Origin of the sequence: Fulvivirga kasyanovii, assembly GCF_009711405.1 — a bacterium.
Lineage (GTDB): Bacteria > Bacteroidota > Bacteroidia > Cytophagales > Cyclobacteriaceae > Fulvivirga > Fulvivirga kasyanovii.
In genome coordinates this window covers 1-16,559 of the sequence record NZ_SMLW01000656.1, presented here as the reverse complement: position 1 = coordinate 16,559, position 16,559 = coordinate 1, and the positions used below count along the sequence as shown (strand labels likewise).

11 protein-coding genes are annotated in these 16,559 nt (G+C 42.1%); 9 read left to right on the top strand and 2 right to left on the bottom strand.

The window, feature by feature from the left end:
* The first annotated feature begins 36 nt into the window (after positions 1 to 36).
* From E1163_RS24890 to E1163_RS24870, 5 genes are all read left to right on the top strand, one after another.
* Entirely contained in the window at positions 37 to 1,203 is a 1,167-nt protein-coding gene (locus E1163_RS24890; RefSeq protein ID WP_155175497.1) for an aminotransferase class V-fold PLP-dependent enzyme, read from the top strand.
* 6 nt (positions 1,204 to 1,209) lie between these two features.
* A complete protein-coding gene (locus E1163_RS24885; protein WP_155175493.1) occupies positions 1,210 to 2,316 on the top strand; it encodes an acyloxyacyl hydrolase in 1,107 nt (368 codons plus the stop codon).
* Positions 2,317 to 2,398: 82 nt separating this feature from the next.
* The gene (locus tag E1163_RS24880) at positions 2,399 to 4,738 is read left to right on the top strand and encodes a PAS domain-containing protein (protein WP_155175491.1); all 2,340 of its coding nucleotides are present in this window, start codon (positions 2,399 to 2,401) and stop codon (positions 4,736 to 4,738) included.
* 75 nt (positions 4,739 to 4,813) lie between these two features.
* On the top strand, positions 4,814 to 6,181 hold the full coding sequence (locus E1163_RS24875; protein ID WP_155175489.1) for a dipeptidase: 1,368 nt from the start codon (positions 4,814 to 4,816) through the stop codon (positions 6,179 to 6,181).
* A 206-nt stretch (positions 6,182 to 6,387) separates the two neighbouring features.
* Positions 6,388 to 8,526 carry a protein-disulfide reductase DsbD family protein gene (locus E1163_RS24870; RefSeq protein ID WP_155175485.1) on the top strand — a complete coding sequence of 713 codons (2,139 nt, stop codon included), beginning with the start codon at positions 6,388 to 6,390 and terminating at the stop codon, positions 8,524 to 8,526.
* On the opposite strand, the gene E1163_RS24865 is transcribed toward E1163_RS24870, so the two are convergent.
* On the bottom strand, positions 8,523 to 9,341 hold the full coding sequence (locus E1163_RS24865) for a Rossmann-fold NAD(P)-binding domain-containing protein (RefSeq protein WP_155175483.1): 819 nt from the start codon (positions 9,339 to 9,341) through the stop codon (positions 8,523 to 8,525). The two genes, E1163_RS24870 and E1163_RS24865, sit on opposite strands and share 4 nt — an antisense overlap.
* Before the next feature lie 135 nt (positions 9,342 to 9,476).
* Here E1163_RS24865 and E1163_RS24860 point away from each other — a divergent pair, with 135 nt between their 5' ends.
* The 4 genes from E1163_RS24860 to E1163_RS24845 all read left to right on the top strand — a co-directional run bounded on the left by E1163_RS24860 (position 9,477) and on the right by E1163_RS24845 (position 16,056).
* Entirely contained in the window at positions 9,477 to 10,769 is a 1,293-nt protein-coding gene (locus tag E1163_RS24860; protein ID WP_155175481.1) for a peptidoglycan DD-metalloendopeptidase family protein, read from the top strand.
* Positions 10,770 to 10,855: 86 nt separating this feature from the next.
* Entirely contained in the window at positions 10,856 to 13,156 is a 2,301-nt protein-coding gene (locus tag E1163_RS24855) for a patatin-like phospholipase family protein (protein ID WP_155175479.1), read from the top strand.
* A gap of 177 nt (positions 13,157 to 13,333) precedes the next feature.
* A complete protein-coding gene (locus tag E1163_RS24850; RefSeq protein ID WP_155175477.1) occupies positions 13,334 to 15,346 on the top strand; it encodes an OmpA family protein in 2,013 nt (670 codons plus the stop codon).
* Positions 15,347 to 15,366: 20 nt separating this feature from the next.
* On the top strand, positions 15,367 to 16,056 hold the full coding sequence (locus tag E1163_RS24845; protein WP_155175475.1) for an OmpA family protein: 690 nt from the start codon (positions 15,367 to 15,369) through the stop codon (positions 16,054 to 16,056).
* Between the two features lie 10 nt (positions 16,057 to 16,066).
* Here E1163_RS24845 and E1163_RS30740 read toward each other — a convergent pair.
* The coding region (locus tag E1163_RS30740; RefSeq protein ID WP_185156205.1) for a hypothetical protein at positions 16,067 to 16,559 on the bottom strand (493 nt) is incomplete at its 5' end.

Genomic DNA, 16,559 nt, shown 5'->3' with positions numbered 1-16,559 from the left:
AAAACAATTATCTGACTCTAATAAAAACATTTGATAATGGATATTCAGACTATTCGTCAAAATACCCCGGGAGTAACACATGTAGTACATTTTAACAGTGCAGGCGCTTCTTTGGTAAGCCAGCAGGTACTGGATGCCCAAATGGACTACTTAAAAAAGGAGGCCCGGTATGGCGGATACGAGACAGCGGCAAAACACAAAGCTCAGCTTGACGAATTTTATAGCGAGGCTGCCAGGCTTATCAATGCATCACCGGAAGAAATCGCTTTTACAGAAAGTGCTACTGTAGCATGGCAAAGGGCATTTTTTTCTATCCCGTTTAAGAAAGGGGATACCATACTCACCACAAAAGCAGAGTATGCCAGCAACTTTATCTCATACCTGTATCAGAAAAAAGAAAAAGAGGTCAATATAAGAGTGATCCCTTCTAACAGTGCCGGGGAGATAGACCTGCAAAAGCTGGAAGAAAGCATAGATGAAAGTGTAAAGCTGATCTCCATTACACACATTCCTACAAACAGTGGCTTGGTCAATCCCGCAGAAAAAATAGGTGAGCTGGCTAAAAAATATAATATCCTGTACTTGTTGGATGCCTGCCAATCCATTGGTCAATATCCTATTGATGTCAAAAAGATTGGTTGCCATTTCCTGTCTGCTACGGGTCGCAAATACCTCAGAGGGCCGCGAGGCACCGGTTTTTTATACGCAAATAAAGAGGTTTTACCATCCCTTAAACCCTTCAACCTCGATCTTCACTCGGCAAACTGGGTAAAAGCGGATACTTATGAAGTACGGGCAGATGCAAAAATGTTTGAAACCTGGGAATCAAACCTGGCTGCCAAAATTGGCCTGGCACAAGCCTTTAAAGAGGTTAACAGCCTGGGAATTAACAAAATATGGGAACGGGTTGTGCACCTTTCAAAATATTTGCGAAACGAATTAAATAAGATAGAAGGCGTAAAAGTGACTGACATCGGCGCTGTACAATCCGGAATAGTTACTTTCACCTCTCCCATGGCTGCCATAAAGCTCAAGGAAGCATTGAGTGCAAAGGGCTTCAACACAGTCGTTTCTCATAAAAGCAGCACTTTGCTGGACATGGAAGATAGAAATTTGGAAGAAGTGGTCAGAGCTTCAGTACATTATTACAACAGCGAACAGGAGGTGAATGACCTCATAACCGCTCTGCGTCAAATACTTTAAGAACCTATGCGATATTTTTTTACATTTTTTGTTGTCACTTTATTTTTTGGTCAAAACCTTTTCTCTCAGCAAAAACCCTCATGGTCGTTTGGTGCCAACCCTTATTATGGAGGTGTATTGAGGTACAAAGAAGACATGCCAAAGCTGCAAATGTCGAACCTTTATGGGATAGAGTTGTATGCAGCCAAGATCACCAATGGAAGTCACAGGTGGGAAAGATTGTTTAATTATCCACATGTAGGGTTTGCGGCTTCATATTTTAATTATGGCGTGCCCCGGGAACTGGGAAGTGTCTATACACTGACAAGCTACCTTGATGTAACGACCAACAATAACCGGAAAAACCAGTGGAGGCTCAATATCGGCACCGGCTTTGTATACTCCACACGCACTTTTGAAGAAACAGAAAACCCGGACAACAAAGCCATCAGCAGTAAAATAAGTTATGTACTCAGGGGCACCATTCATCATGAGATAAAGCTAACGGATCAATACTACTTTAATATCAACCTGGCATTCAGGCACTACTCAAACGGTAAGCTTAACATGCCCAATAATGGCATGAATTTCCCAATAGCCGGAATAGGCTTGCGCTATGTACCAAACCCACAGAAAATCAAATTTGAAAAGGATACAACAAAAACCATTGATAAGAAGTGGCATGTCAATCTGTTTGGAGGTACAGCCTGGAGAGAGGTACTTACTGAAGATACGAAACATAAAGCATACAGCATAAGTCTCTATGCCAGCCGCCAGTTGACCCGGTACAATACGATCCTTTTGGGTGTAGATGGGTTTGACTACGCGGGTGAATCGGTAAAAAAAGCATGGGCCGTTCACAATGTAAAAAATGGAATAACAGAAAGTACTCTCGATGATGATGGCAGGCAGGTGGCACTGACTATAGGATCGGAATTGATACTGGGCAAAATGATGGTTATTCTTCAGGGAGGATTTTATATATACAAACCTCAGGATTATTACGAATCCACCTGGTACCAGCGCTATGGCTTCAAATACATGGTGACGCCAAACTTTTTCCCGCAGGTTACACTCAAGGCACATAGCCGTACAGCAGATATGGTTGAGTTTGGGCTGGGGCTTTCCATTTAAAACATTGACAGCCTTTAATTTTCGTATTTTTCTAGTATATTGATTAGGCTAATTTGGATAATTTATGTTGGTACTGCGCTAAATGAAATCCTCTGAAACCAATAATAACGATGAGCTTAATGCGGAAAATAGCTATCTGTCGCTAATTTTTCAAAATACCTCAGACCTGTTTTGCTTACTGGAAGTAAAAAATAAATCCGAGTTGGTCATCTTATCTATAAACCCTTCCTATTTGGAGGCCGCCAGATCGTTTAATCCTAAAATTACAGCAAAAACATTCCTGGGGAGGAGCATTACTGATGTGATGTATGAGGAATATGAGTACAGCAAAACAAAGGCCCTCGAGGTCCTGGACAAATATGAAGAGGTACTTGAAACCTGCGAAACCAACATTTTTATAGAAGAATTTGAATTTAAGGGTGCAATCAGGTACTACTCCTCATCAATTACACCCATCACCAATAAAAAGGGTGAGTGTACCCATTTGCTGTATGCTTCTAACGACATTACCGAAAAGAAGAGCTACGAACTCAGGTTAACTTCACGAGAGAAAAAGTTCAGGGCTTTAATAGAAAATGCATATGAAGGTATTGTGCTTTATGATGCAGAAGGCATAATCATCTATGCAAGCCCCTCGGTACAAAATATTGCAGGATATGCCGAAAGCGAAGTTTGTGGCAAGAAAGGCACTGATTTCATTCACCCTGATGATATGGCCATCTCTCTGAATGCCTTTAAGAGCATACTGTCAAAGCCTGGCGAAAGCCTTAATTACCGGTTTAGGTTGCAACATGCAGACGGACACTACCTATGGTCAGATGCTACGCTTACCAACCTGCTCGATAAACCCGAGGTAGGTGGCATTATTTCTAATTTCAGGGATATTACTAAGCAAAAGCTGGCGGAAGACAAGGCGCGGGAATCGAGCCAGTTGCTGGAAGGCATCAATCAGAACATCAATGAAGGAATTTACCGTAGCATACCCACCGGAAGCTTCAAATATGTAAATCAGGCCTTTCTGAAAATGTTTGGCTTCGACTCTCTCGAATCACTCAATAAGATTCACTCTTCCAAACTTTATGCATCCAAAGACACCCGCAAAGGAATCCATGAGCTACTGTTAAGTAAGAAAAACATCAACAATGTAGAGGTAAGGTTCAAAAGAAAAGACGGTTCGGAATTTTGGGGTTTAATGAGCTCTTCTTTGATCAAAGGCGAAAATAACCAGACCTACTTTGACGGTGCAATAAGGGATATTACCAAACAAAAAATGGCTGAAGAAAAATCAAGGCAAAACGAGCAGCTCCTGACTTCGATCAGCCAGAATATTACCGAAGGTATATTCCGTACATCCGTCCAGGGAGGTATCGTCTTTGCCAATGAGGCATTCGTGGAAATATTTGGCTATGAAACTGAAGAAGAAGTTCTGGAAATAGATCCGAATGTACTGTATGCGGAAGAAAGCGCCCGAAAGCGGATCATAGAATCCATTCGTCGTGAAGGTTTTGTTCGCAATAAAGAAGTTGAGCTGGTAAAAAAGAACGGTGATACATTCTGGGGCTTATACAGTTGTTCGCATACCAGAGGTTCCAATGGCGAAGATATCTTTGATGGCGCTGTAAGAGACATTACCGAAATAAAAATGGCAGAGGATAAGCTGACCCGGCTTAACGAAGAGCTAAGAAAGCAAAACCTCGCACTGGCCAGCAGGGAAGAAGAACTTAACGTAGCCTTGAGGGAACTGTCGGACAGAAATTTTGAACTTGACCAGTTGGTTTATAAAACTTCCCACGATTTAAGATCTCCTTTAACCTCTATTCTGGGCTTGGTTAATATTGCCAAAATTGACGAAGACCGCGAGCACCAGGCCGAATATTTGGGAAGGATCGAAAAAAGCATATTAAAGCTTGATGAATTTGTGCGATCAATGCTGAACTATGCCAAAGCCAGCCGCACAGAAGTGAAAATGGAGCCCTTTGAACTTAAAACACTCATTGAAAACTGCATTAATGACCTCGAATACCTGGAAAATTTTAAGCAGGTAAAAACGACCTTAACCATAGAGGGGGAAAGCAAATCATTTACCAGTGACCCGCTAAGACTCAAAATTATATTCAGCAATATTATTTCCAATGCCTATAAATATGTAAACCCGGAAGCAGGCAACAGTTACCTAAAAATCACCGCCGTTTTTACACCAACCGCACTGGTTATTACTTTCAAAGACAATGGTATTGGCATCCATAAAAGCCAGATCGAAAAAATATTTGATATGTTTTACCGGGCCACGGAGAAATCCGAAGGGTCTGGCCTGGGCATGTATATCGTTAAACAATCCGTCAATAAGCTTGGTGGTGAGATTTCCGTAAAGAGCAAAGTCAACGTGGGCACTACATTTAAAATAGTGCTACCTGCCGTTTAGGAACAACAAACGTTATAAATTGGCTATTTGACAATATCGGACTACCTTTGTGGCCTTTAAAAACCCGATCACAACATGAATAGCCACGACTACATAGAACAAAACAAACAAAAATTTCTGGATGAACTTCTGGACCTCCTAAGCATTCCCTCAGTAAGCGCTGACAGTAAGTTTAAAAAGGATGTGCTTAAAACAGCGGATTTTATTAAGTCCAGCCTTGAAAAAGCCGGTGTAGACAAAGCGGAGATTTGCGAAACTGCCGGATACCCCATAGTCTACGGAGAGAAAATAATTGACAAAAACCTTCCAACAGTGCTGGTTTACGGACACTACGATGTGCAGCCTGCTGACCCTTACGAGCTATGGGATTCACCTCCTTTTGAACCGGTCATCAAAAACGATAAAATATATGCACGTGGCGCATGTGACGACAAAGGTCAGATGTATATGCACGTAAAAGCCTTCGAAACCATGATGGCTACCAACTCGCTGACGTGCAATGTAAAGTTCATGATTGAAGGGGAAGAAGAAGTTGGTTCTGATAACCTGGCCATCTTTGTAAAAGAAAATAAAGAAAAGCTGGCAGCAGACATTATCCTGATCTCTGACACGGCCATGATTGACAACGATACCCCTTCCCTCACCGTAGGTTTACGCGGGTTAAGCTATCTGCAGGTTGAAGTAACAGGACCAAACAGAGACCTGCATTCAGGTGTATATGGTGGCGCAGTGGCTAACCCTATCAATGTGCTCTGCGAAATGATCGCATCATTAAAAGATGAAAACAACCACATTACCATTCCGGGTTTCTATGATAAGGTAGAAGAGCTGAGCAAAGAAGAGCGTGAAGCTTTAAACAGTGCCCCTTTTGACCTTGAGGAGTACAAAAAAGATCTGGACATAGACGATGTAAACGGAGAAAAAGGATATACCACGCTGGAAAGGACAGGTATCAGGCCTACACTGGATGTAAACGGGATTTGGGGAGGATACATCGGTGAAGGGGCTAAAACCGTGTTGCCTTCAAAGGCTTACGCAAAGATTTCCATGAGACTCGTTCCCGGTCAAAAATCACACGAGATCACAGAATTGTTTTCAAAGCATTTTAAAGCCATTGCGCCAAAATCCGTTAAAGTAAAAGTTGTCCCTCACCATGGTGGCGAACCGGCACTTACACCAACAGATTCTGTAGCCTATGCGGCAGCCAGTGCAGCATTTGAAGAAGCTTTTGGAAAGGCCCCAATCCCAACCCGGGATGGCGGAAGTATTCCAATTGTTTCACTGTTTAAGGATGAGCTTAAGCTAAACACCGTATTGATGGGCTTTGGCCTTGATTCGGATGCCATACACTCACCAAATGAGCATTATGGAATATTCAATTATATGAAAGGTATAGAAACCATAACACTGTTTTACAAGCACTTCTCTGAAATGAGTAAATAAAACATAAAAGGCCTCCGGAACAAGCTGCCGGGGGCCTTTCTGCTTCTGATCAAAACAAGATCATGAAGAATAATTTATCTGTCAACCATCCTTTTGCAACTATTACACGTGTTGAGTATCAGAACATTTTAAGAACTTAAAGCATTTTTTAAGCGTAATTAAAATTTGAGTCCTTTTTTGCATATTTAATGGCCAAACGTGTCGACATGAAAAAGTTATTTTTTTTACTTACCAGCCTGATTTTTTCGTTACCACTATTTTCTCAGGTTATCACACCTTCCTCCTGGACCACTTCAGTGAGTAAGAAAGAAGTTAAAGTAGGGGACAAAATAGACCTTATCTTTCATGCAGAGATCATTAAAGACTGGTATCTCTACTCATCGGACTTCGACCCTGACTGCGGGCCGATGGTCACCACCTTCACCTTCATACCCAATAGTAGTTATGAGTTAGCAGGCGATTTAAAAGCCATTAACCCTACGGAAAAGTATGATGACATCTTTGAATGTAACGTAAGGATCTTCAAGAAAAAAGGAGAGTTTCGCCAGACTATAAAAGTCCTGAGCACAAACCTCAAAATATCAGGAAATTATGAGTTTCAGGTATGCTCCGATGTAGACGGAAAATGTATCCCGTTTGACCACGACTTTACTTTTGACGATTTCAGTGTCAAAGCCTCCGGCAACGCATCTGCCCAACCTGATAACAAAGAAAATCAAGAGAAAGAAAATCAGGATCAGCCGCAGCCCAAAAACGAAGAAACTAAGGACGAGGAAAAGGTCGGGGAAAATGGTAATCCTGCCAACACCGCGGTCGCAGTAGCTGACACAGTTAAGTCTGTTAAAAAAGATTATTCTGCAACGGCTAATACAGGTCCTGTTTTGGATGAATCTTTGGTAGTAAAAGATGAAAAAGATGGATCTCTGATCTGGTTTATGATCTTTGCTTTTGTTGCCGGTTTGGCAGCACTGCTTACGCCATGTGTATTCCCGATGATCCCGATGACCGTAAGTTATTTCACCGGAGGAGGAAAAGGCCCGGGGAAAGCATTTATCTATGGCTTTTCAATAATTATAATCTACACGCTCATTGGTTCGGCACTGGCTCCATTGATGGGCCCGGAAACAGCCAATCATCTTTCCACCGAATGGCTCCCCAACATCATCTTTTTCAGTGTCTTCCTTATTTTCGCTCTATCCTTTTTCGGCTTATTCGACATAACGCTGCCCAGCTCTTTTGTGAATAATATGGATAGAAAAGCGGACAAAGGCGGATTAATAGGTGTATTTTTTATGGCCTTTACGCTTGTACTGGTTTCGTTTTCATGCACCGGCCCAATTGTAGGCAGTATTTTAGTAGGGTCAGCAGGAGGGCAAATCCTAAAACCCATCCTGGGAATGTTTGCATTTTCACTGGCATTTGCCATTCCTTTTACCCTATTTGCTGTTTTTCCCAAGTGGCTCAGCAACCTTCCAAAATCAGGAGGTTGGCTTAACTCTGTCAAAGTGGTCCTCGGCTTCATAGAGCTGGCACTTGCCTTTAAGTTCCTAAGTATAGCAGACCAGGCTTTTCACTGGGGCATTTTAGACAGGGAAGTAAACATTGCTATCTGGATTATAATCTTCACTCTCATGGGCTTCTATCTGCTTGGTAAAATACGCCTGCCACATGACAATAAGCTGGAGGTGATCAGTGTACCCAGGCTCATGATGGCCATTGCTACTTTTACCTTTGTGCTCTACCTGATCCCCGGCATGTGGGGCGCTCCGCTTAAAGCACTGGCGGGATACCTGCCTCCAATGTACACGCATGATTTTGACCTCATAGGTTTGGCAAGGCAGGCTGACGAGGCCGAATTTGCCGAATGCGGCGAACCCAAGTATGGTGATTTTCTGCATTTACCACACGGACTGAATGGCTATTTTGATTACGATCAGGCTCTGGCATGTGCCCGCAAACAAAACAAGCCCCTTTTCATAGATTTTACAGGCCATGGCTGCACAAACTGCCGCGAAATGGAAGCAGTAGTCTGGTCAGACCCGGAAGTACTTCGAAGGCTTAAGGAAGACTATGTGATTGTAGCTCTTTATGTAGACGACAAAACAGAGCTTCCGGAGTCGGACTGGTACACCTCAAAGTATGATGGAAAGGTTAAAAAGACTATCGGCAAGCAAAATGCCGACTTGCAAATAACTAACCTTAATAATAACGCTCAGCCCTTTTATGTACTCGTAGGCCTGGATGAAAAAGTATTGGTGGCACCGGTGACTTATGACCGGAGTGTTCCCAACTTCATCGAGTTTCTTGATGAAGGCTCTAAAAAATTTGAGCAGCTCTACAACTAAAGGTCATCCATAGGATTTTCATGAATAAATTGATACTGTAGGTTATTCATGAGTTTACCCGAGTCAATAATTTTAAATGGAGCCGGCTCCGCATTAAACCGGGGCGGCTCCAGACCCAAACTCTTGCATGCCTTAACGTAGAAATCCTTTCGGTTAGGGTGGTTAGGAGCACATGCATTAAAAGTCTGTCCTCTGGCTTCTTTTTCAATCACCTTGTTAATTATTCCTATGCAGTCATCGAGGTGGATAAGGTTTACGGGTATGTCTGCCCCTTTAACATCAGTTTTGCCTGCAAGGAACCTCCCTGGTTCCCTGGCTGGTCCATAGAGCCCTGCGAAACGGATAATGGTGGCGTCAAACTCCGGGTTATTTCTAAAGAGGTTTTCCACTTCCAGGAGCCTTACCCCTGAATGCGCGGAAGCTATATCCTCCGCATCCTCCTCCCTTACCAGCCCACCAGTATTGGGATATACAGAAGTAGAGCTCACAAATATCACCCAGGGAATGTTATGCTGAATGACCTGTTTAAGCAGTGCATTAATCACTTCGTCATAACCCTTTATCGAAGGCGGTATAGAAATGATCAGAATATCGGTTTCAAAAAAGTTGTTGCTATTGTCAAGATTAGGTAAGGCCAGATGGTAGCCCTTGGCTCCTGCTTCATTTATGGATTTAACTTTAGCGGCCGTGGTGGTAGAACCTTTTACATGATGTGAATTTTTGGCCAAAAACTTACCTAAGGGGAAGCCAAGCCAACCCATACCCATGACACTTATCGATTTTATTTCAGAACTAACTCTTTGATTATCAGTCATATAAATAGTTTCATTGAAAGAGATGAATTAAAACATCACAAAAATTTGGCATTTTTCTTACTTATTCATTAATATTAGCCGCAGTTTTCGCTTATTTGCGGGCTAGTTAGCGAATTTTTTAAACTTAAAACCAACATGTCAAAAAAGTATCTTGGGCTGATCATTTTGGCCACAATTTCTCTCGGTTTCTATTTTTTAATTCCTGTCCTTAACGAATCAAAATCTGTTGAACAGGAAATTGCCAACGCTCCTGATTCCACAAGTGTAAGTATTGAACCTGTAGAGCCAAAAATGCTTTACGGCCTTGTGGTTGACTCGATGGTCGTGATCGAGGATAAAATTAAAAGGAATCAGAACATTTCCGAAATTTTATCAGCACACAATGTTTCCTCTGAAGCTATTTTCAAACTTGCCAGCATCTCAAGGGATGTATTCGATGTGCGCAAGATAGCTGCAAACAAAAAGTACACGCTTATTTGCGACCAGGATTCCCTTAAAACAGCCAAAGCGCTTGTTTATGAACACAACCCCGTAGAGTATGTAATCTTCAATCTGCGTGACTCAATCTCTGTGGAGAAAAAGCAAAGGGAAGTACAAATAGTAGAAAAAGGCATTTCAGGAGTTATTGAATCAAACCTGTCGATAACTATGAGTGAACTTGGCCTGTCGCATCAGTTAACGAACGACTTCGTTGACGTATTTGCCTGGCAACTGGATTTCTTCAGGCTGCAGAAAGGCGATAAGTTCAAAGTTATTTATGAAGACAAACTGGTAAACGGTGAGTCTGTAGGCATCGGAAATATCAAGGCCATTTACTTTGAGCACTTTGGCAATGACTATTACGCATTTCATTTTGATCAGGGCAGTGGCGTCGATTATTTCGATGAAAAAGGCCAAAGCCTAAGAAAAGCACTTTTGAAATACCCATTGGAATTTACAAGAATAAGTTCAAGATATTCAGGTAACAGGTACCATCCTGTGCAGAAAAGATGGAAAGCCCACAGAGGTACTGACTTTGCAGCTCCGAAAGGTACTCCCATCCGATCTGTTGGTGATGGCATAGTAGTAGCTGCAGAATACAAAAAGTACAACGGCAACTACGTGAAGATCAAGCATAACAGCACTTATACAACACAATACCTGCACATGTCCAAAATTGCTTCTGGCATAAAGCCGGGAACAAGAGTGAGACAAAACCAAACCATCGGATATGTTGGAAGCACCGGTTTGGCTACGGGTAACCACCTGTGCTATCGCTTCTGGAAAAACGGTGTTCAGATCGATGCCCTGGAAGTAGATCTTCCGCCGTCAGAGCCGGTTAAAGAAGATAAAATGGAGGCCTACGTTGTACAAAGGGATTTACTCATGGATAAGCTTAACCAGATTGAATTTAAGAAAAAACAACAGGTACTGGCAAGCACGAAATAAAGGATATTTCTTATAAAATTAATAAGCAAGGCAATATTAGCCTTGCTTTTTTGTTTACATTTAGGGCGCAAAATCTATTAACCGGTATGTGGTTGGTTAAATTCCTCTTTTTTATAGGCCTTTTGAGTGTAAACATTTTGAGCCATGCCCAAAAAGTGGCGCTGGTATTGAGCGGAGGAGGCGCAAAAGGTATCGCCCATGTGGGTGTTATTAAGGCTCTGGAAGAGAATAATATACCTATTGATTATGTAGTAGGCACCTCTATGGGTGGTATTGTTGCCGGGTCATATGCCGCCGGTCTTTCTGCTGACGAACTTGAGGAGATCATGGTCAGCAAGGAGCTTAGCCAGTGGGTGGGCGGTGAATTAAAAAAGAAATATGACTACTTTTACAACAAGGAAAAACCAAATGCTGCCTTTTTATCTCTGAAACTTTCCCTGGATTCAACTTTCAATGCTTCACTTACATCCAGCATTGCGAGCGACCTTTCCCTGAATTTCGCCCTGGTAGAAATACTGGCCCAGCCTTCTGCCAATGCCAATTATAATTTCGACAGTCTTTTTATCCCCACGCGTATTGTGGCGGCAGATATATTTACTCAAAACGAGGTAGTGCTTAAAAGCGGATCGCTCAGCCATGCTTTAAGGGCCACGCTCTCCGTACCTTTTTTTTACCGACCCATAAGGATAGATGGTAAATACCTTTTTGACGGAGGAATTTACAACAACTTCCCTGTAGATGTAGCCATAGAAGAATTTGAACCAGATGTGGTTATTGGTGTTAACGTTTCTTCAAAAATATTTACTGAATACCCCTATGAAAAAGATGAGGAGCTGCTTAACAACTCTCTGCTTTATATGCTTCTGGACAAAACAGACCCGGAAATAATACCGGAATCAGGGGTCTATGTTGAGCCGGATCTCAAAGGTTATACGGCTTTTGACTTTAGTAAAGCGAAGGCGCTTATTGACAGTGGCTATGTGGCCACTATGCGACAAATGGATAAAATCAAAGCCAGCATAGAACGGCGAAGTTCCTGCGACTCCCTTGCCACAAGGCGCAATCAGTTTTTCGAAAAAAATGTTCCTTTAAAATTCTCCAATATCAATTTCCATGGCTTTAACTCAAAGCAAAGAAAATATATAAGCCGGATATTCAAGTTCAATAAAGGCGAGCCTCTCTATATTGAAGATGTCAAGACCGGATATTTCAGGCTGGTATCAGAGAAATATTTCAGAACTATATATCCGGATATTACATTTAATGCCGGGACTGATTCTTATCAATTGGAGATCTTCGGCAGACCAAGAAACAATTTTAATGTAGAAATAGGCGGCAATATTGCAACGCGTAACGTAAGCCAGATCTTTTTAGGATTGGAGTACTATTACTTCAACAATTATTTACTTAAAAACAGTCTTAATTTTTACACCGGTAGCTTTTACAAATCGGCCCAGGTCAAATCCCGGCTTGACTTACCCATCTTCAATCAACTCTATCTGGAAGCTGATGTCACCTATAACAATTGGGATTTTATAGATGCGGATGACATCCTTAAGCAGGAAAATACATCAACCGTATTGGTAAGCACCGACAGAAAGTACGGATTTAATATTGGTTTTCCTGTAGGAGCCCAGTATAAAGGTATCGTTAACGTAGCGTGGATAAACAATACGGACCGGTTTTCCAACACTTCCATTTTTACATCTGCAGACACGCTGGATATTTTTGATCTGCGTGGCTTGAGAACCGGGGTGAGTTTCAACAGAAACAGCCTGAACCGAAAGCAGTATTCCAATGATGGAAAAGCATTTAATATTAGTCTGGATTACTTCAACATTGAAGAAGAATATGAGCCGGGAAGTACCTCTGCATTAGAAGACAGATCGCGGGAGAATCATGACTGGTTTAGGGCTAAAGTCACAGCAGAGCAATACTTTCGTAATGGTAATTTCAGTTCAGGGTACTTTTTCGAAGGTGTACTTTCCAACCAGCCTTTCTTTAGCAATTACTACAGTACTATCATCAATGCCCCTGCTTTTAACCCTCTACAGGATAGTCGTACCCTGTTTCTTGAAAACTTCAGAGCGCACAACTACCTTGCTGCAGGCCTGAGAAATGTAATCAGCATCAGGCCAAACCTCGACTTTAGGCTTGAAGGATATGCTTTTAAGCCACTGGAAGCTATAAAACAGCAGGAAGATCAACAACCCAGGTATGACGAAGTTATAGAAGATATCTACTTTGTAGGTAGTGCAAGTACAGTATTACATAGCCCTATAGGCCCCATCAGCTTCAGTGTCAACTACTATGACGATCCTCAGGCTCAATTTGGAGCCCTCCTACATGTAGGTTTTTTATTGTTTCAGGACAAATCCATGGAATAGACCCTGCCGTTACATTCCTATACTTAGCACTTTTACATAATTAAGCCTCTTTTACACCCTTGTAATGTTTTAGTACTTATTACAACATTATGATTTCATAACTTGAACGTGGAATCAATGCAAAAATTTAACTATGTTTACCTTTGGGAATTAAAAATTGAACCATTCGACCTATTTATGAAAAAATTTCTACCCCTCGTTCTTTTAATGATCATCAGTATTTCCGCTTATTCTCAGACTGTACAGTGGGCTACTGAAGTTGTAGATGTCTCCTCGGAACTAACACCTGTTCAATATTCAGCCAAGCAAATTCTTGGTAAACCTAACGTGCTTCCGGCCGGAGGTGAGAGTCCCAACGCATGGACTCCCGAACGCGCCAACAAAAAAGAATTTATCAAAGTCGGGTTTGAAAACCCTATTCAAATCCGACAAATTGCAATTGCAGAGTCGTATAACCCAAGCGCTATTTTTAAGGTGTTTGTTTATGATGAAAACGACAAAGAATATCTGGTCAATACTTTTAGCCCGAGAGCCGTACCCCTGAAAGGAAGGATGCTCAATGTCTTTGTTGAATACACACCTTACAAGGTGAAGGCCGTAAAAATAGAGTTGGATGGTGCTGCCGTGCCAGAGTACTATAGCCTGGATGCCGTGGCTATTTCAGATTCGGATATTCCAATTATTCCCGAGATCAGTATCCCTGAGTTTATCAATCCCGAAGTAGATAAAGAAAGACTAAGTGAAAACGTAAACAGTAAGTACAAGGAGTACAAGCCGTTGCTTTCACCTGATGGTAAAACACTCTATTTTTCACGAAAAAACCACCCTGAGAATATTGGTGGTGTAGAGGATACCGAAGATATCTGGTACTCTGAACTGGACGAAAACGGAGAGTGGAAACTGGCCCAAAATATGGGTAAAGGCCTTAACAATGCCGGACCCAACTTTGTGAGTTCCGTAACACCTGACGGCAAAGCTGTATTACTGGTTCTTGGCAACCAGTACCTGGACAATGGAAAAATGGCTGCGGGTGTATCCATCAGTTCCAACGCCGGAGGAAGTTGGTCGAAACCCGTAGCACTTGATATTCAAAATGATTATAATTATTCTGAGAAAGCCAACTTCTTTTTGGCAAATAATAGAAAAGTGCTTCTTATGTCGGTTATGCGTGAAGATTCTCACGGGGGTCGTGACCTGTATGTCAGCTTTATGCAAAATGACAGCTCATGGTCAGAGCCATTGAACCTTTCTCAAAAAGTAAATACCGCGGGCGAAGAAGCTTCACCGTTCCTCGCCCCGGATGACAAAACATTATATTTTTCTTCCAATGGATATAGCGGCTTCGGAGGCAGCGATATATTTGTTACCAAGAGATTAGACGACACCTGGACCAACTGGTCGGAGCCTGAAAACCTTGGCCCAACCATTAATTCGCAATACGAAGACCTGTTTTTCAATATACCTGGCAATAGTGAATATGCTTACTATTCGCAGGGTGTGAGTGAAGAAGATCTTGATATTTTCAGGGTCTCACTGCCGGTGTTCAAGCAACCTGAGCCTGTAATTGCCGTAAAGGGTAAACTGTTTGACTCTAAAACCAAACAACCCATTGGGGCTAAGATCATTTACGAAAGGTTATCAGATGGCAAGGAAATTGGTATAACTGAGTCAAACCCTAAGACAGGTGAGTATGAAATATTGCTTCCTGCCGGTGAAATGTACGGTATAAGGGCAGAGGCAGAAGGCTTCGTAGCAGAAAGTCAGAATATAGACCTGAGGGATTTCAAAGAGGATGGTGAATACATCGTAGAAGGAAAAGACCTTTATCTCGTACCTATCGAGAAGGAATCTACCGTGGTGATGAACAATGTTTTCTTTGACTTTGACAAAGCTATAGTAAAATCTGAGTCACATGCAGAGCTGAACAGGGTTGTACAGTTGATGAAAGACAGACCTAACATGGAAATAGCCATTGCAGGCCACACGGATGATGTAGGCCCGGGCATATATAACATGGGACTATCTGAACGCAGAGCAAATGCAGTAATGAATTACCTGGTTAAAAATGGCGTTGACAAAAAGAGATTGACGGTTAAGTATTTTGGAGAAACCAAACCAACCGCACCCAACACAACTGTAGAAGGAAGAAGCAAAAACCGTAGGGTAGAATTTCAAATTATGAATGACTAAAATAAAAACAGGAGGTCTTTATGCGCTTTAATGGACTCATGTGTATGCTGATGCTGGTGTTGTTAACGTTATCACCGCACCTGCAATCGCAGGATGCAAATGATATAATCCCTATAAAAGGAGATATAATTGACTATTCTACGCGTGAGCCTGTTAAAGCGAAAATCCAGTATGAAAGCCTGCCGTACGGTAGCAAAATTGGAATATTCTCCGGAAGCTCTTTCTCCTTCAATATGGAAGAGGGTAAAGACTACTCCCTGAGGGTGAGCGCAGAAGGGTATGCGCCTTATACGGAAACATTGAAAGCCTCTGAACTACAGGCCAACAATGGAAATAAAATAATTGAACTGAAACCTACGGGTATCAACCAGCTAATCCGGCTTGACAAACTTATCTTTGCCCTGGGCAAAGCGGACATTTCGGAAGAGTCGCACCAGGAGCTTGATGAGTTGGTCGATATGCTTAACAGCAATGAAAATATTACCATTCAACTGGAAGGCCATACAGACTTTCGGGGCAACCCCAGACAAAACATGAAGCTTTCTGAAAAGAGGGTGGAAGCCGTTAAGGATTACCTGGTAGAAAAAGGCATCGATAAAAAAAGGATAGGTACCAAAGCCTTCGGAGGCTCACAACCCCTGAGCCGGGAAGATGATGCCGAGGCCAGAAGAAACAACAGAAGGGTAGAGGTTAGGATTCTTTCTAACTAAGCCTGTGTGATTACCGTACAGCATAAGACCTCTCCACGCTTAACACATTATTGATCCGGTTCAGATAGTCCCTTTTCGCTTCATCCTGTATCTGATCCACTTGTAGAAGCGTTTTGGCGACGAGCATTCCAAATTCACTGATCCGTGGTGAGAAATAAAATATCACTGCTTTCTCAAGGTTATTGACCGAAGCCGAAATATCCTCCTGATTATAGGAATTTACGGCAGCGTTATAATAATGCAAACCTGCCAGGTCATACATATCGATACTTTCATTAACCCGGGTCTCAAAAACATACACGTCCTTGTCTGTTACAACATTTTCACCCGGCGCATTACTGTCCAAAGAATTAAGTCTCTCAGCCACTTCCTTCTGGTCAGCAATAAATCCGTACATAGGGTCGGTTGATTCCATAAGAAAAACCTTGCCGGCTCTTTGTATTCTTAAATAGATATGGTGGTTAGTCTCCACTATATCATGGTCAATATCTAGTTTGTTCAGA

Coding starts and splice junctions, on each gene's coding strand:
- E1163_RS24875 (WP_155175489.1), top strand. CDS start 4,814: ATGAATAGCCACGACTACATAGAACAAAACAAACAAAAATTTCTGGAT.
- E1163_RS24855 (WP_155175479.1), top strand. CDS start 10,856: ATGTGGTTGGTTAAATTCCTCTTTTTTATAGGCCTTTTGAGTGTAAAC.
- E1163_RS24865 (WP_155175483.1), bottom strand. CDS start 9,341: ATGACTGATAATCAAAGAGTTAGTTCTGAAATAAAATCGATAAGTGTC.
- E1163_RS24850 (WP_155175477.1), top strand. CDS start 13,334: ATGAAAAAATTTCTACCCCTCGTTCTTTTAATGATCATCAGTATTTCC.
- E1163_RS24885 (WP_155175493.1), top strand. CDS start 1,210: ATGCGATATTTTTTTACATTTTTTGTTGTCACTTTATTTTTTGGTCAA.
- E1163_RS24870 (WP_155175485.1), top strand. CDS start 6,388: ATGAAAAAGTTATTTTTTTTACTTACCAGCCTGATTTTTTCGTTACCA.
- E1163_RS24860 (WP_155175481.1), top strand. CDS start 9,477: ATGTCAAAAAAGTATCTTGGGCTGATCATTTTGGCCACAATTTCTCTC.
- E1163_RS24880 (WP_155175491.1), top strand. CDS start 2,399: ATGAAATCCTCTGAAACCAATAATAACGATGAGCTTAATGCGGAAAAT.
- E1163_RS24845 (WP_155175475.1), top strand. CDS start 15,367: ATGCGCTTTAATGGACTCATGTGTATGCTGATGCTGGTGTTGTTAACG.
- E1163_RS24890 (WP_155175497.1), top strand. CDS start 37: ATGGATATTCAGACTATTCGTCAAAATACCCCGGGAGTAACACATGTA.